The sequence below is a fragment of the Chryseobacterium sp. X308 genome, assembly GCF_020733145.1.
Taxonomy (GTDB): domain Bacteria; phylum Bacteroidota; class Bacteroidia; order Flavobacteriales; family Weeksellaceae; genus Chryseobacterium; species Chryseobacterium cupriresistens.
Genome location: NZ_JAJFZH010000003.1, coordinates 115,155 through 139,830 on the forward strand (window position 1 = coordinate 115,155; position 24,676 = coordinate 139,830).

Below are 24,676 nucleotides of genomic sequence, written 5' to 3' on the forward strand. Positions count from 1 at the left end.
CCTTATTTTGCTGGATGATTACTGCTGAACATATCACGATGCATCTTCCATCCGTCTTTTGTATTTTTCCAGATGACGATCACTTTTCCGTCATCCAGTTTTTTACCTTCTAAATCTGTCATTTCATAATAACTTTCTTCGGTAACCGAGGTTCTGCCATCTCCGTACAGGTTTTGAATCATGAACTTAACATGTACTTTCGGGCCGTTTTTAAAGAAAGAAAGTATTTGTTCCTTTCCGCATAATGGCGCAGCATTGGGTGGAAAAAGACATGCATCATCAGTATATCGGGTCAGGATAGAACCGTCATTTTTATTAGCCAGATCAGCATAGATTCCGTTACTGGCTTCTATGGTTTTTCTTACTGTTTTCATAAGATCAGTGTTTTGAGCATTACACCAGAATGCAAATAGTAATAATCCGCTTAGAGTAAGTAATTTTTTCATTGTAAAAATTTTATACAAAACAATGCATTTCCGAAATCCCAAAATTGTAAAATTGCGAACAGACCGATCTTTTTCAACAAAAACGGTGTTTTCCAATGGAAACACCGTTTATATATAAGGTTATTGATTTTCAGTTTTGTTTTTTTACTTCTTCAGTATCTTTTCTGTTACTGTTGAAGATTTTGTTTTAAGTTTAATATAATATACTCCTGTCTGAAGAGAAGATAATACGATCTGTTCCTGCATCATATTCAAAGTTCCCTGTTTTACCAGTTGTCCCGTAGTTCCAAAGATTTCATAGGAAACCAAAGGCTCTTTGCTCCTGATGGTAAGCACATCCTGAACCGGATTCGGGAATAATTGAATTCCTGCCTGTACGGCTGTTTCCTCTACCGACATCTGGCTGCATGCTGACTTGGAATATTTTGTAATGAAAGACTGGGATTTTCCTCCCGTCACATTTACTGTCATGGTATTGACATTATCATTGGAATCTGTAAAGAGCTGGTCATGAAAAAGACCGCCTAGTACATAGTTTCCATCTTTATCTACAGCAATGGCTGTAAATTCATCCTGAACCTGAAAATTACTATGAATTTCTCCGGTACTAATTACTGCACCCGTATCTTTATTGAAACGTACCAGCAAAGGATCTGATAAATCTGAATTAGGACGTGTCATTGAAAAGCTTCCCCAAATCTCATTCCAGCTTCCTTTGGCGAAGGCCAGTTCATTTCCGTTCAGTGCCAGCTTTCCTTTCATGAAACGGTACGCAGAAAAGCTTGTAAGCCCATCCGGAACTTTTGCCCATTGTACAGCTCCATCAGCATTCAGCTTCATCACAAAAGGAGTCTGTCCCTGATAATTTTGTACAGGAAAAGAATAGTTTCCGAAAGTGGTAGGAACTGTTCCTGAAAAAAAACGTCCGGAAATATAAATATCCGAAGAACCTGAACCTTTGATTACGGAATGAATTTCATCATCCATAAATGCCGGTAAGCTATTGTCAAATTCTTTTCTCCATAATTCAGCTCCGGTACTTCCGTTAAAAGCAAGTATATAGGCATTTTTTGTAAAAGGAATATTATTGTACGAAAGACTTTCCATAGTACTGCTGTAGTTTCCTACCATTCTTTTTCCTGCCAGATAATATCTGTTTAAGCTTTCATCGTACAGCAGATTTACTTTACCATCAGTTCCTCCTGCAGTTAATCCTCCGCTTATAGGAAGCAATAGTGGCGTTGCAGGTGTCATACTCCCGTTATCATAGTTGAATTTAACAAGATAGTACTGAAAGGAGGTAGTATAGGTTGAAGGTACGGTAATTAAACCATTTAAATGATTTCCTGCTCTGAAACCCATAACAGCATGAATATTTTTGGATGAATCCATATACATCATCTGAACATCACAGCGTCTGCTGAGATAACTGACATCTCCCTGCAAAGCTTTACTCCAATCCAATGTTCCGTCAGAAGTTTTATATTTAAGCAGATATGCCGCTTTATGCGCCGGTTCTACTGTCTGATCATAATAGGTATACAAAGGCATGGTGTGAGTCGCATCAAAATGCATAGGAAGAGCGGTAGGATCGCCGCTGTAAGAATTATTATAAAGAGTAGCCATTACATATAAACCACCATTATTATCCACTTCAATATGCCAGGCATTTTCACCATCTTCTGATCCGCCAATAACGGTAGACCACAGTGCATTACCCTGACAATCCGTAGCAAACAAAATAAGATCACGTAGTCCATAATTAGGCACAGCTACCCCATTCAGATTCTGGCCTCCATTCCATACACTTGCGAGATAATAGGTATTGTTATTGTTATCTACAACAATATCCCGTATAGATTCATCAAATTGGTAATTAAACCCCGGATCGGCAGAACCGGATTGGCCGCCGGCCTGTTTTGCCCATTGCCACTGGTAAGTCTGGCTGAAAGATAATACCGGCAACATCAATAGTAATCCCCAAAGCTTGTTTTTTAGTTGTATCATATAAATTCATTTAATTATCACATACTATAAAAAACAGTGCTCTCCGAAGAGAACACTGATTTATAAGTCACTAATTTTTAATTAGTTTCCCTTGTAATGATGTATCTCCCGTTTGTACAATAACGATATAAACGCCTTGCAGCCAGCTGGAAACTTCCACGTCTACCTCTCCGGAAGCCGCTTTCACTTCTTTACGGAATTTGACATTGCCCATGGCATCAAAAACTGTAATCTGTTTTGCCAATAACTTTTCGTTACCTGTATTGTATGAGATTTTCACTTTTTCCTTCGCAGGATTTGGTATCATTTTCAGAGAAGAAACTGCAGCAGCGGTAACACTTCTTGATGCACTTCTCATGCCTATCCATTCCGGATCTACCGCTTTGGTACTAAACTTACATGTCTCATTATAGAATAAAACCTCGTCTGTACCCTGGAAGTTTGGATTTGGATAGAAAGCTAATGGATTAGCATTCAAATCATACACTCCTCCTGCAGGAATGGTAATAATAGACGGAATATAAGTTCCGTATCCGTTAACACTTGAAACATTAAGACTTATTGGCTGTCCTCCGGCATTGTGAATAATACCAGAAACAGAGTAATGGTCTCCTACCCACTTCATTGGTTTAATATCTCCTTCAATCTTACAATCTGTTTCGTATCCACAATCTTTACCTGGATAGTAATTCATGGTTCCTGATGTATACTGGCATCCTAAGTGATTTACCTGTAATTGGTATGTACCAGGCGAGCCAATATATAACGGGAAGATAAAGTTATTGTTCCCGGTTTGAATACTGTTTCCGAACAACATCCAGTCATGATGATCAAATACCCCTTTTGGTCCTATAATGTAATTCTTCTCTCTGAGACATTCATCATAGCATCCTGTAGGGAATACCCACATCAGGCTTTCAAGGCTTAATGGTACTTCCACAGAGCTGGATACTTTACAACCGCTTGGCGCAGTATAAGTAACCTGGAATACACCCCCTTCATTGACTGTAATTGTCTGACCAGACATTCCATTACTCCAGTTATAATTTCCTGTAGATGGTCCTGATGCAGTTAACTGGATTTTATAAGGCTGGCAGCTCACCAAACTATACGTTGCCGTAATAGATGATGGCGGATTACTTACCGTAAGGGTAAAGTTTTTAGAGCTTACACATCCTGATGTACCCGGAGTTCTTACCTCAAGAGTATAAACATAGGTACCTGCAGCTAATGATCCTGTATTAAGAGTGATCGGATAAGGAGCAGAAGTCCATGGTATAACTACTGAACCTGCTTTCTTCCATTGGTATTCTAATGTATTATCTGTTACAAGACCAGTCAGTATGGTAGAAGATCCTGCACAGATAGTAGCTTTACCGGAAATATTTACATATGGAGCATTTTTAACCGTTACTGTTGCAGGTTTAGTACTCATGATGCTTGTTTTACAACCATCAGGTGATACCAATACCGGCCAGTAAGTTCCCGACTGAGTAGGCGTGAATGTCATTGAATTTGGAGCTCCAGGCACCGGCTGTGAACCATTCATCCAGATATACTGGCTGGCAGTTCCTACCGAACCATTAAATACAAGTGTAGGAACAGATCCTGCACAGGCAACTACGTTAACAGGTGAAATATTACCATCAATGGAAGCTTCATTCACGCTAATGTTTGCAATTGGTGAAATATATACACATCCGTTAGGAGTAGTTACTTTTAGCTGTATTGTCTTGGCACCACTTGTATTATAGGTAACCGTAGCAGTTGCTCCCGAAGCTACATACGCTGTACCATCAAAAAGCCATGTGTAGGTATTAGCCGAGTTGTATCCCGGTGCAGTGAATGTAATAGGTTCACGTACACATAGCCATGCCGGAACCAGGAAGCTGGTACTAGGAACCGGTGCTAATGTAATCGTCTGTGTAGTGGTACACGCTGGTTTCCCTGGCGCAGACATTGTCATGGTGAAGGTATAAGTACCTGGCGCAAGGTTGTTATAAGTAGCCGTCTGTCCTGTTTGAGTTGGCTGACCCGGGCTGGTGAAAGTATACGTAATAGATGACTGGTTAATCTCAAATATAGTAGAACTGTTAAACAGAGTCACGTTATATCCGCCTCCGCTGCACACCGTGCTTACACTGAATTTAGGCTCGTAGTTCTTTCTTACTTCTACTGCTTTGCTGTACCAGCATGAACCATATCTTAAACGTACAAAAACAATATGTGCTCCTGCAAGTGTAGTCTGATACGTTGCTGTAGGCTGTCCCTGAGGAGAAGTTAAAGTAAGTACGTTGTCTGATGACCATTCTATCTGATCAGGAGTTCCGTTATACGTTAACCCTGATGTTGAAATTGTATTACAACCTGACCACGCAGCTGTAAAGTTGATCTGAGGATCTGTATTACAAGTTCCGCTGCTTGGGCAAAGCTGGCTCACATTAATATTCTGTGAAGAAACCACACAACCATTAATATCTACAGCCTGTACTCTATAAGTTCCAAAAGCACCTGCACCGCCTATGGTGTATGAGTTGGTGGTAGCACCTGGTATAGGTGAATTGTTTTGGAACCACTGCCAGGAAGTAATATTGGTAAGTCCTGTAGAACTATTTGCCGTAAGTGTATACGGTGTCATTGTTGTAGGATCACATACCAGAATATTATATACCGGAGAAACTGTAATAATAGTTTCAGGATAGATTGTAAAGTTTGCGCTTGCAGTAGGCTTATAGTTACATCCGTTAGTTCCTGTATAAGTTACTGTAACCGTTTGAGAAACGTTACTTCCTGATCCGTTTTGAATATATCCGTTATTCGGGAAGCTGTAATTTCCTGATGGATTATAAGTGGTATTATAGGTATTTCCGTTTGCAAAAGTGAAAGTTACACCCGTTGCTGAAGTGATTGATCCCTGATTAACAGAGAATGTAAGGTTGGAACCTAAACAGATTCCTCCAACATTTGTAAAGCTTACCACAGGAAGCGGTAATAAAGATACCGGAACACTGATGATTTTTGTAACTCCACATTTTACAACTCTCAGGTTCAGCATAGTGCTGCTTGTTGTAGAGATTTCGTTGAAGTTGACAGTAATGTTACTGGTACCCTGCCCTCCTACAACACTTCCGAAGTTAGGACTTGCGAATGTCCATTCCATAAAATCAGGAACAATACCGTTCAGATTTGCAGTAAATGTCTGTGTACTGCTCGGACAGAAAGGTCCGCCCGGATTAGGATTAACCGTAATAGTATTAAGATCTAACGGCGCTACACTGAACGAAATCGGAGCAGAAAGACATCCTGCATTACTCATCGATTTATTCTGTGCAGATACTGAATAGGATGAAGCACCCGTATTAAAGATAACCGTTACAGAAGATCCTGCATTACTACCCTGGATTGTTCCGTTAGTAACACTCCAAACCGGAACCATTCCCGGATCTACTGAACTGATGGTATACACATAAGGTTTTCCAGGACATACTTTTGTCTCACCTGAAATAGTTCCTGTAGGCGGCTGCGGAATTGGTAATACCTTAATAATTCTTGGGTTACTTTCACAATCTCCTCCTTGCTTCACAGCAACGATAGTATAGGTTCCCGCGGTGTTAAAAGTATAGCTGAATGGCCCGGATACTACTCCCGAAGTCACAGTAGAGCCTCCGGTAGTTACTTTCCAGATAACAGGTACGTTAGGGGTAGCTGTAAATGTCTGGCTTGTTCCTGCACAGATCTCATCCGTACCGCCGCTTATTGTTACAGGCTGTTCAACAGTGATATCAATAGAGGCATTTCCTTCACATGCTAATAAAGTATTGTAGTAGGTTGCCTCAAGGTGATATGTTCCGGGCTGAGTAGCCGAAAAAACAATTTCATTTCTCTGCTGGGTATTGACCAGCAGCCCTGTTCCAGGACCTGATACATTCCAGTTAACTTTTGTCGTAGGCCATTGAGGAATAGAATAGGTATATTGCTTCCCTGCGCATACTTTATCCTGTCCTTTAACTTTTGCATTCTTTAAAATCACTGGGATTTTAACTGTAGTCCATTCAGGGCAGGCACATTCAGACATATACATGACATATCCGAAGCCGTCCAGAGGATCTACCTGATCCCAAACTACTTCAATTTCGTTACCGTTATTGTTTATAATGTTTCCACCAATAACTTTCCATTGTCCTTTGTTACATCCATCCTGAGCATTGTATTTCTCAGTACTTCCTTCACATACTACAGAAGCACAATTGATCTGTACAGGATAAGATTTTACTACCTTGATTTCCTTTCTGTACTTGCTCTGGCATCCGCACTTATTGGTTACGGTAAGCTGAATGGTGTAAATACCGGGATTAGTGTAGATATGAGACGGCTCAAAAGCTGTGGAAGTGGAAGTAGTTCCATCTCCGAACTGCCAGAAATAATTGACAATATCTGACCCTCCGTTTTGCTCGGAAAGGTTATCAAAATACACCGTTGTATTATTACATACCGTGTAATCCAGATTAAGCAATTCAAACTTAGCAATAGGTCTGTTGATTTTTTCAATACAGATGGTCTGTGTTTCCACAGTTCCGTCATTGTATGTGATAACAGCCTGTAAAGATCCATTACCGGCGGCACCCCATGTAACATACGCCAGGGTATTTCCGGTTCCGGAAATTGTGGCAGTTCCTCCTGAAACTGACCATTGTACATTAGAAACGTTGGATCCCTGAACAAGATATTTGACAGGGTCTATCGATTTCTCGCAGACGCGGAGGCACTGCGCAGAATTGATGTAGGAACTGGCGATACCGTTGTCAGGAACCTGACCTTCTTTTTCGCCGCGGAATTCCTGGCATCCGACCTCTTCGGTCCATGTAATTTGAGCTTGTGCTTGCAGTACCCAGGGTACCAGAAGCCAACATAGCAGGAGCCATCTGAAGACGTGCTGCCTGCCAAAGTAGGTGTTGTTTTTCATAGTTATTAAAAAAGTGTTATTAATTTTTTGTCAAATTAATAAAAATAATAATACAAAAATCATTTAATCGTGAAAAAATAACATTATTTCACAACTGAATTTCAACAATATAAACAAATTCGTGATTATATGCTATTTCACCAACATATTAGTTATGTAAAAAAATCCTTATGCTACGGTCAATGTAGGCGCTCTAACCTCATTTTGATAGAATAAAATCATTCATTTTAGCTTATTAAAAATCAAAACAAACAACAAAAAAGTAAATAAAATTAATTTTTTACTTTAAAACAATAATTCAAATTAAAATTAATCACATATAAAAACAGGTAAAACAACAAACTTTTATCCATTTCTTTTCTTAAAAATTTCTCATGTAATCCGACAATTTAATCTTCTTCTATAAGCGACACCTATACCCACCTGCACCGATATTCATAACCACGATAAAGAGAATTGCTGACAAGATTAAAATACTTTATCTTTGTTTTTCAAGGCTTATCATCAACATTATATTTGAATACACCTTCCCTATGAAAAACAACAGCTTTTTATTTTCTGCTAAAGGAATCTGTACAGCAGCTTTTATTTCCTTAAACACAATTGTTTATGCTCAGAAAACCGCAGATATCTCAACCATTTCGGACAAAACCCTAAACAGTATCCTGGAGAAGAACAGAGCTTATTACAGCCAGGGAAAAGTAGCCGATTACATTCCTGAACTGGGAAAAATGGATGCTAAAGCAATAGCCTTTTCAGTGGTAGACAAAAATGGGAAAGTATTCAAGGCCGGAGATATCAATAAAAAATTCACCATGCAGAGCATTTCCAAAATCATATCATTAATGGTGGCTGTCAATGAAAAAGGAGAAACCAATATCTTTGATAAAATGGGATATTTCGGTTCCGACAAACCTTTCAACCATTTTTCCAACCTTGAAACTACAGGAAAACCGCTCAACCCTATGATGAATGCAGGGGCAATTCTTACTACTTCATTAATTTCCGGTGACGGAGAAAAACCATTCCTGAAAATACTGGATATGGTAAGGTACATCACCAAAAACCCATCCATAGATTACAACAAATCAGTTTACGAATCTGAAAAATCAACAGGACACCGCAACCGTGGGATGTTTTACATTATGAAAAACAGCGGGCTGATTTCGGGAAATGAAGACCAGCTGGACAATTATTTCAAACAGTGTTCCATTGAACTTACCGCTGAGGATCTTGCCAAAATAGGTTACTTTTTTGCCAACCAGTGTGTAAGATTCGACGGAGATACCACTTTTAAAAATGCCGATATGGCCAAACTGATCGAATCACAAATGCTGACTGCCGGAATGTATGAGTTCAGCGGTGAATATTCCAGAATGGTAGGACTGCCAAGCAAATCCGGTGTAGGAGGCGGAATTACCGTTAGTGTTCCGGGAAAAATGGGAATCGGAGTTTTCAGTCCTGCTTTAGATCAGCATGGAAATTCTCTGGCGGGCTATCATATGATTTTAGATCTGGCCAAACAGTATGGATTAAGTATCTTTTAGTTTTTTTAAAAAAACAATAACTCACCAGCAATCCTGCTCACTGAAAGGAATTTCACTTCAATGATCCCGCAAAGCATGCCAATGGCTTATTAACAAAAATAACAACAATCGACACATAAAAAAAACAGTAAGTGTATCAGACATTTACTGTTTTTTTATGAATTTCGAAAAGATATATTAATTATTCTTAAAATTACGTATCTGTTTATTTATCAAAAAGATAGAAAAAATTCATAAATAATTTAAATTAAATCACAATATATTGATTAATTTTATATAAATTTGCGCTGTCCATTTATCAGATTGACAAAGGAGATTCTTACACTTTCCGACTCTTATCACTGTATATTATCTTTTTGTAATATTACTCGAAACAAATCTCTTGTTTTTGAAATATTTTATTTTTTATTCCTATATTTGCTTAACATTTTTTTAACTATAAATAGTTATAGTTAAAATTACTAAGATTGTATCGTCACGTTTCTAAGAATAATAAAACAATAAATATACTTTAATAGCATTTGAATAATTATACTTTTTATATTAAAAAATAGTTATCAAATTGCATTTATGATTAAATATATAATACAATTTTATTATTTTTATTTCATCGTAACAAAATATCATTGTATATCCCAGTGATATTGATGTTTTGTTATGAAACAACATTAACTATCCCAATACCGTAAATGCTATGAAAAACTTGACCAAAATCAGGCTGATGCCCTTTGAACAACCGGACTCTAACCTTGTACTATGCAATCTATTCCAAACCAATAGATCATTAAATAATTACCATAAAACGATTCAATTCGTTAACGATCTAACAAAAACCAATTTTATTATATCATAATGATAAGCAATTGCCTTATTACAGAAAGGCAAAGCATGTTGTTATGAATCTCTGCTATCATTCAATAATTATCACGCCATGAAAAACTTAACCATTATTGGACTGACGCCTTTTGAAAAGCCGGACGTTACTCTTATATCCAGACTACACCAGGCGGGTGCATTTCCCGTTTTAAGTTTAGGAAATGAGATAACGGCTGCACAGGAAGCGTTACATCAACTTGATCAGATAGACGTACCATCTTATGGTATTTATTTTTCTGCAGACAACTTCGTCTCTCTTCAAATTCCTGAAAAGGTAAGATTTGCGATCCTTCCATTCGGAATGTCTAAACCCTCTGCGCTGCCTGCAGTTTATCAGGTAACCAGTCTGGAAGAAGCAAGACAGGCTGAACAGGCGGGAGCAGAAGGAATCATTATCAAAGGAAATGAAGCAGGCGGATGGGTAGGCTATGAATCCACGTTTGTATTATTCCAGCGTGTGATCAAAGAAATCCAGAGCATTCCGGTGTGGGTACAGGGAGGAATAGGTCTCCATACCGCAGCGGCAACAAAAGCTTTGGGAGCAACAGGAATTGTACTGGACAGCCAGCTAGCGCTGTTCCCCGAAAGTTCAGTTCCTCAGGATCTGAAAGAAGTATGCTCAAAACTGAATGGTACAGAAACTAAGGTGATTGCCAACCATCGTGTATTGGTGAGACCCAACTCACCTTCCTTACCCGAGAATGCAACTGCCGGAGATCTGAAACAATATTTTACAGGCCTGGATCTCAGCACTTGTTACATTCCAATGGGACAGGACATTTCGCTGGCCACAGATCTGTATGAAGACTTCAAAACACTGAAAAAACTTATTTTCGGTTTCAAAGAAGCCATGTATGGACATCTGAAGCAGGCAAAAGCACTCAAAGTAATTGATAAAGGAAACTCTTTAGCTCAGGAACTGGGACTGCAATATCCTATTGCTCAGGGCCCGATGACCCGTGTGAGTGACGTTCCTTCATTTGCCAACGCGGTAGCAGATGCCGGGGCGTTACCTTTTGTTGCTTTATCCTTATTGAAAGGAGAATCTGCAAAGTCTTTGGTAATGGATACCAAAAAGCTGGCCGGAGAAAAAACATGGGGAGTAGGGATTTTAGGATTTGCCCCTCAGGAATTAAGAGATGAGCAAACCTCTTATATCTTGGAAGCAAAACCTCCGGTAGTTTTAATTGCAGGAGGAAGACCCGCACAGGCTAAAGTATTTGAAAAAGCGGGAATAAAATCATTCTTACACGTTCCTTCCCCTGCTCTTCTGGATATTTTCCTGAAAGAAGGAGCTAAAAACTTTATTTTTGAAGGACGTGAATGCGGAGGTCACGTAGGACCTCTGTCCAGTACTGTTCTTTGGGAAAAACAAATTGAACGTATTTTAAAAGAAGAGCATCCTGAAAACATCAGTGTATTTTTTGCAGGGGGAATCCATAACGCCTTTTCAACAGCATTTGTTTCCATCATGACAGCCCCGTTGGCTGCAAGAGGAGTAAAAATCGGGGTATTGATGGGTACAGCCTATCTGTATACTCATGAAGCTGTACAGACAGGAGCCATTCAGGAAGAATTTCAGTCCCAGGCTATGCAGGCAAAAGATACGGTCTTGCTGGAAACAGCTCCAGGACACGAAACCCGTTGTTTAAATACAGCTTTTGCCCACCATTTCAATACCGAAAAAGCAAAACTTCTTGCTGCCGGAATGGATAAAAAACAAGTCTGGGAACAGCTTGAAAAATTAAATGTAGGCCGTTTACGCATTGCTGCTAAAGGCATAGAACGACAGGGTGATAAGCTTGTCAATATTCCTAAAGAGGATCAGCTGGACTTAGGAATGTATATGATCGGACAGGTAGCCACCATGCAGAATCGTGTGATCTCATTGGCAGCACTTCATCAAAGCGTTGTAGACAATTACGAACATATTCAGGAGGCGGCATTACCGGAAGAACCCGTTTCTACTGAAAAACCGCTGGACATCGCCATCGTAGGAATGGAATGTATTTTCCCGGGAGCTAAAAACCTTGATGAATACTGGAGAAATATCATTTTAGGAAAAGACAGTGTCACTGAAGTACCCGACGAAAGATGGAATAAGGAATTATACTACCATCCGGATTCTGACGGACCGGATGTATCCCACTCCAAATGGGGAGGATTTATTCCTAAAATCGATTTTGATCCATTGGCATTCGGTATTCCGCCACAATCTCTTGCCGCTATTGAACCTACTCAACTGTTAACTTTATTGGTTGCCAAGCGTGCCATGGAAGATGCAGGATATGGAGAAAAACACATCAACAGAGACAACATTTCTGTCATCATAGGTGCTGAAGGAGGAAATGATCTTGCCAACAGTTATAGTTTCAGAGGATATTATAAGCAGGTTTTCGGAGAACTTCATGAAGAAGTAAAAGAAGCCTTCCCACATACGACTGAAGATTCTTTCCCGGGTATTCTGGCAAATGTAATCGCAGGTAGGATTACGAACAGATTAGACCTTGGCGGCAGAAACTTTACAGTAGATGCAGCATGCGCTTCTTCTTTGGCAGCCATTGATCTGGCATGTCAGGAACTTGTATTAGGAAAATCTGATATGGTTCTTGCCGGAGGGGCAGACTTACACAATGGAATTAACGATTATCTGATGTTCTCCAGCACGCATGCCCTATCCAGAAAAGGAAGATGTGCTACATTTGACAGCGATGCAGACGGTATTGCTCTTGGAGAAGGTATTGCTATCCTTGTTTTAAAAAGATATGAGGATGCCGTACGTGATGGAGACCGTATTTATTCAGTGATTAAAGGCGTTGGAGGATCCAGTGACGGAAAAGCATTGGGCTTGACCGCTCCAAGACAGATAGGTCAGGTAAGAGCATTAGAACGTGCTTACACCCAGGCAGGTATAAGCCCTGCATCTGTTGGATTAGTGGAAGCTCACGGTACAGGAACGGTGGTAGGTGATAAAACCGAATTAAGTGCACTGACTAATTTATTCAGCCGTTCAGGGGCATTACCGGGGCAGACTCATTTAGGATCTGTAAAAACACAGATTGGTCATACAAAATGTGCAGCAGGATTAGCAGGATTAATCAAAGCTTCTCTTGCAGTATATCATGGTGTAAAGCCACCTACCCTTCACCTTCAGCAGCCTAACGCTTATTACAATGCAGAAACCAGTCCGTTTGCATTCCATGCAGAAAGTGGATTATGGGCGGAGAAAAACCGTTATGCAGGAATCAGTGCTTTCGGATTTGGAGGAACAAACTTCCACACCGTTATTGCGAACCATCCTAAGCAGGATGATTCAATTGTCATGCAGTCATGGCCTTCAGAACTGTTTGTTTTCCGTGGAGATACGTATGAAGAAGCGAAAGAACAGTCCGGTCAGATTAAAACTTTATTAGAAATTAATGATGGTATTCCGTTACAGGATATTGCCTATAGCTTAAGCATCAGTTCAGAAAAGCCTATCCAGTTCAGCATTGTGGCTGATACGGTTGAAGATCTGATGATGAAGGTTGAGCTGGTATTGCTAGGGATTGAGACTAAAGATACATTTACCGTAAATAAAAAAGAAGGTAAAGTAGCGTTCACATTCCCTGGACAAGGCAGCCAGAGAATCAATATGGCCCGTGACTTATTTGTCGTTTTCCCAGCCATGCGTAAGATTATTGATAATTATCCTGAGCTTGAAAAAGTGGTTTTCCCATCTAAAACTTTTAATGAAGCTGATTTAAAACAACAGAAAGAAACCATTAAAGATACCCGTTTGGCACAACCACTTTTAGGAATTGTAGACCTTGCATTGGCTCAATTCTTAGAATCATTGGGTATTATTCCAGATATGCTGGCAGGCCACAGCTACGGTGAAATTCCGGCTTTATGCTTTGCAGGAGTATTTGATGAAAATAAACTGGTAGACTTAAGTGTTCAGAGAGCTCAGTCTATTTTAAATTCTGTGGAAGGAGGAGATCCGGGTTCGATGCTGGCAGCAAGCGCTACAGCGGAACGTTTGCAACCGATTATTGCTAAAGTAGAAGGATGTTATCCTGTCAATTTCAATGCGCCAACACAATGTGTGATCGCCGGAAGTACGGATGCCATCAATAAACTGCTTGAGACGCTTAAACAGGAAGGGATTTCCGCTAAAAAACTGGAAGTTGCCTGTGCCTTCCACAGTCCGTTGTTAGCAAAATCCAAGGAATTATATGCTGAGGTATTGAAAGATATTCCTTTCGGGGAAATGCAGATTCCAGTGTGGTCCAATACCACTGCAGAAGTATATCCGGCAGATCCGGCAGAAATAAAAGAAAGACTTACTGACCACCTGGTACAGCCTGTGAGATTTGTAGAACAGCTGCAGGCCATGTACAATGACGGAGCAAGAATCTTCATTGAAGTAGGACCGGGAAAAGTTCTTACCGGATTAACCAAATCCTGTCTGGAAAAAGATCAGCTGACCTTATATATTGAAGACAACAGCCACAATAAATTCAGTCACCTGCTTTGTATGCTGGCACAATATTTAGGAACCGGCCGAAGCTTTAATATTGAAAAACTTTTTGATGGCCGAAACGTGAAGGTTATTGATCTTAACCAACCTGAGCTTTATAAGAAAAGTTCAGCCATCTGGCGTGTTAACGGGCAGACTGCCCATCCAACTCATGGTAATCTGCCTTCTAATGGTGCATTACCACTCATAAACCCTATTCCCATGAACAATTTTATTACGAATCATCAGGCACCGGCAGCTGAAGCGCAATCTACCGCTGAACGTATGCTGCAGGAATATTTAAACAGTATGAAATTAATGATACAGGCACAACGCGATGTGATGCTTTCCTTTATGGGACAGAATCCTCAGGCGTTTCATGCTCCGGTTTATCATGCTCCGGTTTATCAGGCTCCGGTTCAGGCTCCGGCTCAACAGCCAGTTTCTGCTATTCCGGTTCAGCCTGTTCAGCAGGAAAGACCAGTAGCCGTTGCAGCCGTGAAACAAGCACCTTCAAAAGATATCAAATCCTTATTACTGCAGGTGGTAAGTGACAAAACAGGATATCCTCAGGAAATGCTGGGTATGGAAATGGATCTGGAAGCGGATTTAAGTATCGATTCTATTAAAAGAGTTGAAATCATCGGAACACTTCGTAACGAACTGGGAACTCTGGGCAACGGAAACACCAGCGAAGACACCGTTATGGAGCAGCTGGCAGGTATAAAAACATTAAGCGGATTAGTTTCATGGCTTACTGAATTCTCAGGTGCTGAAACAACTGCTGCCACAGAAAAAAATGGATCTGCGGCTGAATCAACAGCCTCAAAACTACAGGCTCAGCCGGCATTTTCTCTTGAAGATCTTCAAAATGCGATTCTGAATATCGTAAGTGAAAAAACAGGATATCCGAAAGAAATGCTGGGTCTTGATCTGGATCTGGAAGCAGATTTAAGTATAGATTCCATCAAACGTATGGAAATTATCGGTGATCTTAAAACCAAGATCGGTTTTGGTCAAAACCTTGAACAGGCGGATGATGTGATGGAAAAACTGGCTGCGATTAAAACCCTTCGTGGTCTAGCAAGTTGGATCAGTGAAATGAATGGTGAAACCAACGAAGCAACTCAGGAAGTGAAAACAGAAAATACAGCAGAACCAGCTCAAAATGTACTTTCACGTCTTCGTTTTGACATCACGCCTACTGATCCTTCTTTAGTACAAAACACAGAAGTATTGCAGGGAAAACGTTTTGCCATTACCCAGGATAACAGCACCCATACCTCCGCAATCAAAGAAGCTCTGGAAAAACACGGAGCTATCGTAGAAGTGGCAGATACAGAAAAAGATCTTTCCAACATTGACGGATTAATTATGCTGGACCTGTTCTCAGCAGCAGATAAACCAAGCATTATCGATCATGTGGATCTGATCAAAAAACTGGATTTTGATAAAGCAAAATGGGTATACCTGATCTCAGATATTCCTGCACATCTTCAGGAAATCACAGATGTAAGCATATTGCGCCATCATCAGGGTTATCCGGGACTTTTCAAAAGTCTAGCCAGAGAATTTGACAATACCGCCTGCAGACTGATCAGCCTTAGCACGCCTCAGGAAGTGGATCAGATTGCTGAAATCACTTTAAAGGAAATCCTTACGAATGATAAACCCGCTGAAATCATTTACAAAAATGATCAGAGACATAAAATAGACATCATTCCTTCTCCATTATCAACAAGCTTACATGAAGCACATATACAATTAGATCAGAAATCTGTGGTATTGGTACTTGGAGGAGCACAGGGAATCACTGCCGAACTGGTAAAACATATGTCTCAGGCTTATCCTTGTACCTATATTCTGGTAGGAAGATCCGCAGACCCTAGAAATGAACTTTCTGCGAAAGATTTTCAGGGAATGAAAACCAAAGAGGAAATCAGAGGATTCCTGATCAGATCCGGACAATTCACTTCTCCGGCAGAGATTGAAAAAGAAACAACGAAAATTTTCAAAAACAATCAGATTCTTCGCACTATCCGTGATATGGAAGAACTTGGAAATACGATCATTTACCAATCACTGGATCTTTGTGACGAAGAAGGTTTGAGCAGATTAATCAGCAATATCTATGAAAAATACGACCGCCTGGATGGTGTCATCCACGGAGCAGGTCTTTTAGAAGATAAATTATTCAAACAAAAGACCACAAGCTCTTTCGGACGTGTATTTGATACCAAAGTGAAACCACTTCGTGTATTGGCAGAGCAGCTTCGTTCCGACTGTCAGTTTGTAGTATTATTCTCAAGTATCGCTTCCGTATACGGTAACAAAGGCCAGACAGATTATGCGGCAGCCAACAGTGTACTGGATGATTACGCCAATGCTTTAAACAAAAGATTAAAAGGAAAAGTAATCTCTATCAACTGGGGACCATGGAAAGGAGCCGGAATGGTTTCTTCCACCCTGGAATCTGAGTACGAACGCAGAGGTATTTCCATGATTCCATTGGATGAAGGAAAAGAAATCTTCCTTAATGAGATCAAATATGGAACTGAAAGCCAGGTGCTGATCATGTCAGGAAATAATTGGTAAAACCTCTGTAGAAACTAAGTATGAAAAAAACAGATGTTGCTGTAATTGGTCTATCCTGTGTCTTTCCCGGGGCACAGGATGCCAACATTTTCTGGCAGAATATTGTCAATAAAGTCGATTCTACCGAGCTGGCTCCGGCGGATCGGATAGATCCTGTTCATTTCAGTGATGCCACAAGTCCCGTTGACCGTTTTTACTGTCAGCGCGGAGGATTTATCCCTGATTATACATTCGATCCTACCGCATTCGGTATTTTACCGCTTGCTGTTGAAGGAACAGAACCCGACCATTTGCTTACCCTTGATCTGGTACAGAAAGCACTGGAAGATGCAGGTATATTTCAAAAGAATGCTTCTCTTGAAAAAGCAGGAATCATCATCGGGAAAGGAAACTATACCGGTCCGGGAGCAACCCGTGCTATCGAAATTGTAAGAACCGGAGAACAGATTTCCTCATTATTACAGGAACTGTTACCTCATGTTTCTTCTTCCGATATTGAAAGGGTAAAACATGCTTTTCAGGAACGTAAAGGCCGTTTTGCAGCAGATACCGCCATGGGATTAATTCCCAATCTTGTTGCTTCACTTGTCGCCAACCGTTTCAATCTGGGAGGTGCTGCATTTACCGTGGATGCCGCTTGTGCCTCTGCTTTAATTGCTGTAGATCATGCCGTACAGGAACTTCAGAGAGGCCGTTCCGATATCATGATCGCAGGAGGTGTACACACAGGACAAAATGCTGCTTTCTGGAGTATTTTTGCCCAGCTGGGAGCCATGTCACGCCAGCAGCAGATCAAGCCGTTCAGTAGTGATGCTGACGGGTTGCTGATTGGTGAAGGTTGTGGTTTCGTTGTGTTAAAAAGACTGGAAGATGCCGTTCGCGATCAGGATAAGATCTATGCGGTCATTAAAGGCGTTGGAGTAAGCAGTGATGGTACCGGAACCAGCGTAATGAGTCCGTCCGTAAAAGGTCAGCTGAAAGCGTTGGAACAGGCATGGATCAACGCAGATTTAGATAAAAATAAAGTCGGTTACCTTGAAGCTCACGGCACAGGAACCCCGCTTGGAGATAAAACAGAACTTCAGACCCTGGCTCAGTTCTTTGGAAAAGAAGAAGCAGCTCAGGCAGCAGGTATCGGATCTGTGAAATCCAATATCGGACATGCTATGCCGGCTGCAGGCATTGCAGGACTGATTAAAACCTGTCTTGCCTTACATCACGATACTTTACCACCAACCCTATATTGCGAAAATCCGACTTTGGAGATGCAGAATACAAGGTTTGAACCGGTACAGGAAGCCAGAAACTGGTCAAAAACGGGGCTGCCAAAAGTAGCTGCGGTGAATGCTTTCGGTTTTGGAGGAATCAATGCACACGTTGTTCTGGAAGGCTATGATATGCCGAAAAAAGATCAGGTGCTAATTCTGGCAAGACCAACACACGAAGAATTGCTTTCCGCATTACAAAATAATGAAACAACCATTGGTGAAGGGGATTTTAGAGTTGCGATATTCGATCCAACTCCTGCAAGACTTGAAAAAGCCATTAAAATTGTTTCCAAAAATATCACCTGGAAAAACAAACAGGATATCTGGTACACTTCTACTCCATTATTAAAAGATGGCGGAAAAGTAGCCTTTGTATTCCCAGGATTAGACGGACTGGCAAAAGGTGAAGTAGAAACGGTAAGCCGTTATTTCGGATTATCAGCACCTATCGAAACAGAAGGTGAAGGTCTTTTAACCGATGCCTTAAACATTTTCAATAACTGCAGTATCCTTGATAATTCATTAAAAAAACTGGGAATTATTCCCGATATGAATGCAGGGCACAGTTTAGGAGAATGGCTGGCAGGATATTCGTCCGAGCTCGCAGAAGCCAATTCTGTAAAAGCCTTAATTGATGTACTGAATCCTGAAACTTTTGAACTAAAAGATTCCAAGTTCATTGCCATAGGAGCCGGAATTGAGGTGATAAAACCTTTTATTGCTGAAATTTCAAACCTCTATGTTTCCAATGACAACTGCCCTAATCAGGTGATTCTTTGCGGAAGCAATGCAGCTCTGGATGAATTGGTTCCTCTGTTAAAAGCAAAACAGATCTTCCATCAAGTTCTGCCGTTCCAGTCTGGATTCCACTCTCCTTTTATTGCAGATAAGCTGGATGTGATCCTTGCGGGAATGGAAAAAGCACAGTTCCAGCAGACGAAAATCCCATTGTGGTCTGCTACCACCCTAGAACCTTATCCTGCAGATCAGGCAGCGATCAGAAAACTGAGTGCAGAGCATTTGGTTCAGCCTGTCCGTTTTCGTGAGCTGACCGATAAATTATACGAAGAAGGCGCAAGAGTCTTCATTCAGGTCGGAACTGGCGGTCTGATTGGATTTATTGATGATACGTTAAAAGGAAAAGCATTCAGTACGATCGCTTCCAGCGTTCCGACCCGTTCTGCATTGGCTCAATTACAAAGAGTAGTTGCTTCATTATTTGTAGAAGGAAAAACAATTGCCCTTGACTTTTTAGAGATTCAAAATCATTCGAAAAAAGCTTCAGGAAAAGGCATTAAACTGGAATTAGGTTCACCTATCATCCGGAATTTTAAAGAGGTGAAAGCGTTGGCTCAGTCTTTTGACACGCCAAAACAATATGCAGCAACAGCTTCAGCTATTGCCACAAAAAGCGGACATCCTCTGGTACAGGCATTCCAGGATAACGTTGCCGATATGATCCGTATGCAGGAAGAAGTATTGACTTTATTCCAGAACCGTCCGGAAATTACCATCCAAAGACCTGCACCTGTAGCTCAGGCAGCTCCACAACCCGTAAGAAGTACAAATTTTACAAAAGATTTATATGTAACGCTGGAAAGTCATCCTTACCTGATCGATCACAGCTTATTGAGACAGCCAAAAGGATGGGCTCATGTAGCAGATATGGAACCGGTTATTCCAATGACGATGATTTTTGAGCAATTAGCAGAAATCGCAGAAGCAGAAATCCTGGGAACATTGGTTCATAAAATCATGAATGTAAGTGTATTCCAATGGATGAACGTGGCCAAACCTTTCGAAAAAACCGTAAAAGGAGAATGGCGTTCACCGAATCATGCCTATCTTGACATTGAAAACTTTGCCAACGCAGAAGTAGTCTTAAAATCTGCTCCTGTTCCAACACCTGACTTCAATCTTTCCATCGGTAATCTTTTACCTATCGAAAGAACCCCTGAAGAAATCTACGACATGCACATGTTCCATGGAGACCAATACCAGGGAATTACTGAAGTTTCTGCCGTTGGAGATAAAGGAATCATCGGGAAGATAAAAGGAAACGGAGGTAAAGGTTCTTTACTGGATAATGCAGGACAGCTTTTCGGGCTTTGGCTTCAGCTTACTTTGGTGAAAGACCGTATTGCATTCCCTGTCAAGATCAGAGATATTGAATTCTTCGGCGATATGCATGATCAGGAAGGTATTTTTGAATGTACCTGCATGCTCACCGAATTGAATGATGAATTCGCCATCGCCGATATCATCCTGAAAAGAGACGGCAAAGTATGGTGTGCGATTACCGGATGGCAAAACAGAAGACTGGAAATTGATGCCGCTTTATGGAATGTTTCCATGTCACCACTGCACAACAGGCTTTCGGAAGAGATTGCTCCTGATGTATTCTTCTTCCACCAAGCCTATACAAGAGTCGCTTCGTGGGATTTTATCCTGAAAAGATATTTCAACCAAACGGAAAAACAGCATCACCAGCAGCTATTACCTAACAAAAAGAAAAACTGGATGGTAAGCCGTGTAGCGGTGAAAGATGCCGTAAGAAATCTTCTTCGCAAAGAAAAAAATCATGCCTGCTTCCCGATCACGTTTGAAATCCGTTCCGATGAAGCAGGGAAACCTTACCTCATCAGTGATTTTACAGAAAATATTCATATTTCACTGGCTCATAAAGGAAAAGAAGCTGTGGGAATCGCGAGATATGGAAAATCTGTAGGAATTGATATGGAACTGATGGAAGAACGCAGTTCAGGATTCTACGACATGGTATTTACCGACAAAGAATTAGCCTTATTAAAAGACAGAGACCAGGCAGAATGGACTACCCGTTTCTGGGTAGCCAAGGAAGCTTACGGAAAGTTCCTGGGAACAGGACTCAAAGGAAATCCTAAAGCCTTCGAAGTCGAAGAAATAAAAGACGATCACCTATGGATCAACAATATTGAAATCAAAACTATTAAACATAAAAATTATATTATCGGATGGACACTGTAAACGCAACATTAAAAATGAACCACGAAGAACTTTTTACTTTATTAAAAGGCTTTATTACTGAAGTGATAGGTGCTGAATTTGTAGAAGAGATGGACATTACTCCTGAAAGTTCATTCACCAGAGATCTTGAAATGGACAGCATCGAGATTGTCTCTTTCTCTGAAAAGATCAAGGCGCATTTTGGCGATCAGATCGACTTTACAGGTTGGTTGTCTTCTATGGATCTTGACCAGCTGATCAATCTTGACCTTAGTATGATCATCAATTATATCTACGAATGCCAATAATCACTGTCAATAACAGACAAGTTCATATACAGGAACTCAACAAAGGAGCCGGACAAACCGTGGTACTCATCCACGGTATGTTCAGCAACCTGTCCATTTATTATTTTAATATTGCCCCTGTGCTGGCAAAACATTTCCATGTGGTGATGTACGATCTGAAAAGCCACGGTATGAGTGAGCGTTTTCTGGATGGCTATGACCTTGATAACATGTCTTCCGATCTGATAGGTTTAATAGATCATCTTCAACTGGAAAAAGTACACCTTGTCGGCTACAGCTTCGGAGGCCTTATCGCTTTAAAAACAGCTTTAGAATACCCGGACCGCGTGAATCAGCTAGTGGTGATCGAAGCGCCGGATCCTCAGGATGAAAAAGCCCGTAACATCATTGATGAATACAGCAAGGAATTTCTTGAGCACTACGTAGCCAACTTTACAGACACCACCAAAGTGCAGATGGGCAAAAGACAAATGGAGAAGAACCACCGTATGTATGAATTTTTGTTTAACCAAACCAGCATTAAAGCAGATATGATTAAGGAAAAACAGTTCCTGGGTGAAACCGACTTCAACAAACTGATGGGTCCTACTCTATTGCTTTATGGCGCTGATTCCAACTGCAGACCTACAGGTGAATGGCTGCAATCTAAAATCAGCCAGTCTGAACTTGAATTAATCCCGGGTGATCACAACATTCCTATCCAGGAACCAAATCTGATTGCAGAAACGATTGCTCAATTTTTATCTAAAATTTTAACACAAAACCATGGCTAAATTTGCATTTATAGTTCCACCATTGACAGGTCATGTCAACCCTACTTTAAGCATCGGTGCTACCCTGCTGGAAAGAGGACATGAAGTAGCCTGGATCAGCCTTGACCCCACTTTAGAGGCTAAACTTCCCGAAGGAGGAAAATTATTACTGATCCAATATGATCAGACCGACGAAGAAAAGAAAGAAAGCGAACAATATCTCGATATTATTTCAAAAAAAGTAGTGTATGGTATAGACAGCGTTAAGTTCCTGTATGAAGAGGTTCTTATCCCGCTGAACAGACATTGCTATAATGGTATTGTTACTTTATTAAAAATAGAGCAGCCCGATTTGGTTATCGGGGATCATCAGTTATTTGCAGCTCCGGTTGCAGCCAAAACTCTTGGTATTCCTTACGCCACTTCCGTTACCGCTCCGGCAGCTATTAAAATCATGAATGAGCTTCCAAAAGTACACGAATGGGAAGTGAATCAGATCATCGATTTGCAGAAAGAACTGGGTTTCCAGGAAGAACGCTCTCTGGCGACTTCAGATTTGCTGACACTTGTTCTGACTTCCGGTTATTTCTTTGGGGAAATGGAAGATCTGCCGTCTCAATACCGGTTCACAGGTCCGGTTCTTACGGAAAGACGTGTTTCATGTGAATTCGACTGGGAAAAGTTAAAAAGCAAAGACAATAAAAAGATCTTAGTAAGTATCGGAACTACCTTCGATCACGACCATAAAAAAGCATTTTTCCAGAAGGTTATTGATGCCTTCAAAGACGAAAATTTAACCGTTGTAGTGGTTTCTGATCCACAGCTTTTTGAGCAATGGCCGGACAATTTTATGGTGTATCAGCAGGTTCCTCAGCTGGATCTGTTACCTCATCTTGACGGTGTAGTTTGCCATGGCGGCCATAATACCGTTTCTGAAACATTATCCAACGGGATTCCTTTGGTGGTGATTCCTATTGCCTACGATCAGTCGCATGTTGCAGGGCGTGTGGTGCGTACAGAAGCGGGTGAACGTCTTAATTTTAACAGATTTAAAGCCAATCACCTGAGAGAAGCCGTACACAAGATTTTAAATACTCCGGGCTACCGTGAAGCGGCTCAGAAAGTAGGAAAGTCTTTTGTGGAAGCAGGAGGCGCTGCTACAGCAGCCAACCTATTGGAACAGGCTATAGTAAAGGCTTCAAAACCTGAAAAACCGTCTAAATTTTTATTTGTAGTTCCTCCGTTTTTCGGACATGTAAGTCCTACTTTAAGTGTGGGAGCCAGCCTGATTGCCCGTGGACATGAAGTAAAATGGTTTGGGATTACCCCGTTAGACAGCAAACATATTCCTGAAGGAGGTTCTTATTTCTACCCTGAAGAAGATCTTGTTCCGTATCAGGAAGAAATTGCCCGTATATTGAAAAGGCAGGATGACGGACCTGCATGCTCCGGTCCTGAAGTAATGAAGCTGGCACTGGAAGAAACCTATGTTCCTTTCGCTAAAATGATGATGCCGGGATTAACGAGACTCACTGAAAGCTGGATGCCGGATGTGATCGTGAACGACTGTATTACTTTCGGAGGGGCTCTTTTCGCTCATAAAAACAATATTCCTTGTGTAACGACAACTCCTGTACCACCGGATGTGATGGGAGATACTGAAAAAAGTGCTCCAAAAATCTGGGAATGGCAGCAAAACCTGATCAAAGACCTTCAAAAAGAAGTGGGAATTCATGAGGAAGGTATTTATATCCATTCTCACAAACTGAATATGGTATTTACCTCACAGGCTTTCGCAGGATTTGAAACCGTTCCGCCTCATATGAAATTTGTAGGCCCGGTAAAAGGACGTCCGAACGATGCTCCGTTTGACTGGGATAAACTGAATGCATCTACCACTCCAAAAATCTTTGTATCATTAGGAACACTTCTGGTAGACATCAGAAAAGCTTTTTTTGAAAAAATCATTGCAGCTTTTAAAGACCAGCCGGTGACCGTGATTGCTGCTACTCCACCGGAAATTTTTGAAGAATGGCCGGATAACTTTATCGTGAACAGCTTTGTGCCACAATCGGCCGTGATGCAGCGAATGGATATGGTAATCTGCCACGGTGGTTTCAATACTGTAAATGATACTTTCCGTAACGGATTGCCCATGCTGATCACGCCTATTGCCTATGATCATTTCCATATTGCCAAACTGATCGAACAGGCAGGCTGCGGAATCAGCATCCGGTACAAAAGACTCCGCGTAGAGGCCCTTCGTGAAACCGTTTTTGAATTATTGGAAAATCCTAAATACAGAACTGCCGCTCAGGAAGTAAGAAATACATTCACCCTTGCCGGAGGAAATGACAAAGCGGTAGAGCTGTTAGAAAATTTTGTAAACGAACATTCAACATTAGCTTCTGTGTAGCCTATGAATCAA

At 40.9% G+C, this 24,676-nt stretch carries 9 protein-coding genes; 6 read left to right on the forward strand and 3 right to left on the reverse strand.

What is annotated here, in order from left to right:
* Window positions 1-2: 2 nt before the first annotated feature.
* The 3 genes from LIV57_RS06020 to LIV57_RS06030 form a co-directional block, all read right to left on the reverse strand.
* Entirely contained in the window at window positions 3-446 is a 444-nt protein-coding gene (locus LIV57_RS06020) for a YybH family protein (protein WP_227941864.1), read from the reverse strand.
* 144 nt (window positions 447-590) lie between these two features.
* Entirely contained in the window at window positions 591-2,453 is a 1,863-nt protein-coding gene (locus LIV57_RS06025; protein WP_227941865.1) for a T9SS type A sorting domain-containing protein, read from the reverse strand.
* A 70-nt stretch (window positions 2,454-2,523) separates the two neighbouring features.
* Window positions 2,524-7,416 carry a PKD domain-containing protein gene (locus tag LIV57_RS06030; RefSeq protein WP_227941866.1) on the reverse strand — a complete coding sequence of 1,631 codons (4,893 nt, stop codon included), beginning with the start codon at window positions 7,414-7,416 and terminating at the stop codon, window positions 2,524-2,526.
* Between the two features lie 533 nt (window positions 7,417-7,949).
* Between LIV57_RS06030 and glsA the strand changes: the two genes are divergently transcribed.
* The 6 genes from glsA to LIV57_RS06060 all read left to right on the forward strand — a co-directional run bounded on the left by glsA (window position 7,950) and on the right by LIV57_RS06060 (window position 24,664).
* On the forward strand, window positions 7,950-8,963 hold the full coding sequence (gene glsA, locus LIV57_RS06035; RefSeq protein WP_227941867.1) for a glutaminase A: 1,014 nt from the start codon (window positions 7,950-7,952) through the stop codon (window positions 8,961-8,963).
* Between the two features lie 931 nt (window positions 8,964-9,894).
* Window positions 9,895-16,935: a type I polyketide synthase gene (locus tag LIV57_RS06040; RefSeq protein WP_227941868.1), complete on the forward strand. Its 7,041-nt coding sequence runs from the start codon at window positions 9,895-9,897 to the stop codon at window positions 16,933-16,935.
* Between the two features lie 20 nt (window positions 16,936-16,955).
* Window positions 16,956-21,209: a type I polyketide synthase gene (locus LIV57_RS06045; RefSeq protein ID WP_227941869.1), complete on the forward strand. Its 4,254-nt coding sequence runs from the start codon at window positions 16,956-16,958 to the stop codon at window positions 21,207-21,209.
* Entirely contained in the window at window positions 21,197-21,496 is a 300-nt protein-coding gene (locus tag LIV57_RS06050) for an acyl carrier protein (RefSeq protein WP_034696900.1), read from the forward strand. The genes LIV57_RS06045 and LIV57_RS06050 overlap by 13 nt, the downstream gene beginning before the upstream one ends.
* The gene (locus LIV57_RS06055; protein WP_227941870.1) at window positions 21,487-22,269 is read left to right on the forward strand and encodes an alpha/beta fold hydrolase; all 783 of its coding nucleotides are present in this window, start codon (window positions 21,487-21,489) and stop codon (window positions 22,267-22,269) included. Before LIV57_RS06050 ends, LIV57_RS06055 begins: the two co-directional genes overlap by 10 nt.
* A complete protein-coding gene (locus LIV57_RS06060; protein ID WP_227941871.1) occupies window positions 22,262-24,664 on the forward strand; it encodes a glycosyltransferase in 2,403 nt (800 codons plus the stop codon). Before LIV57_RS06055 ends, LIV57_RS06060 begins: the two co-directional genes overlap by 8 nt.
* Window positions 24,665-24,676 lie beyond the last annotated feature (12 nt).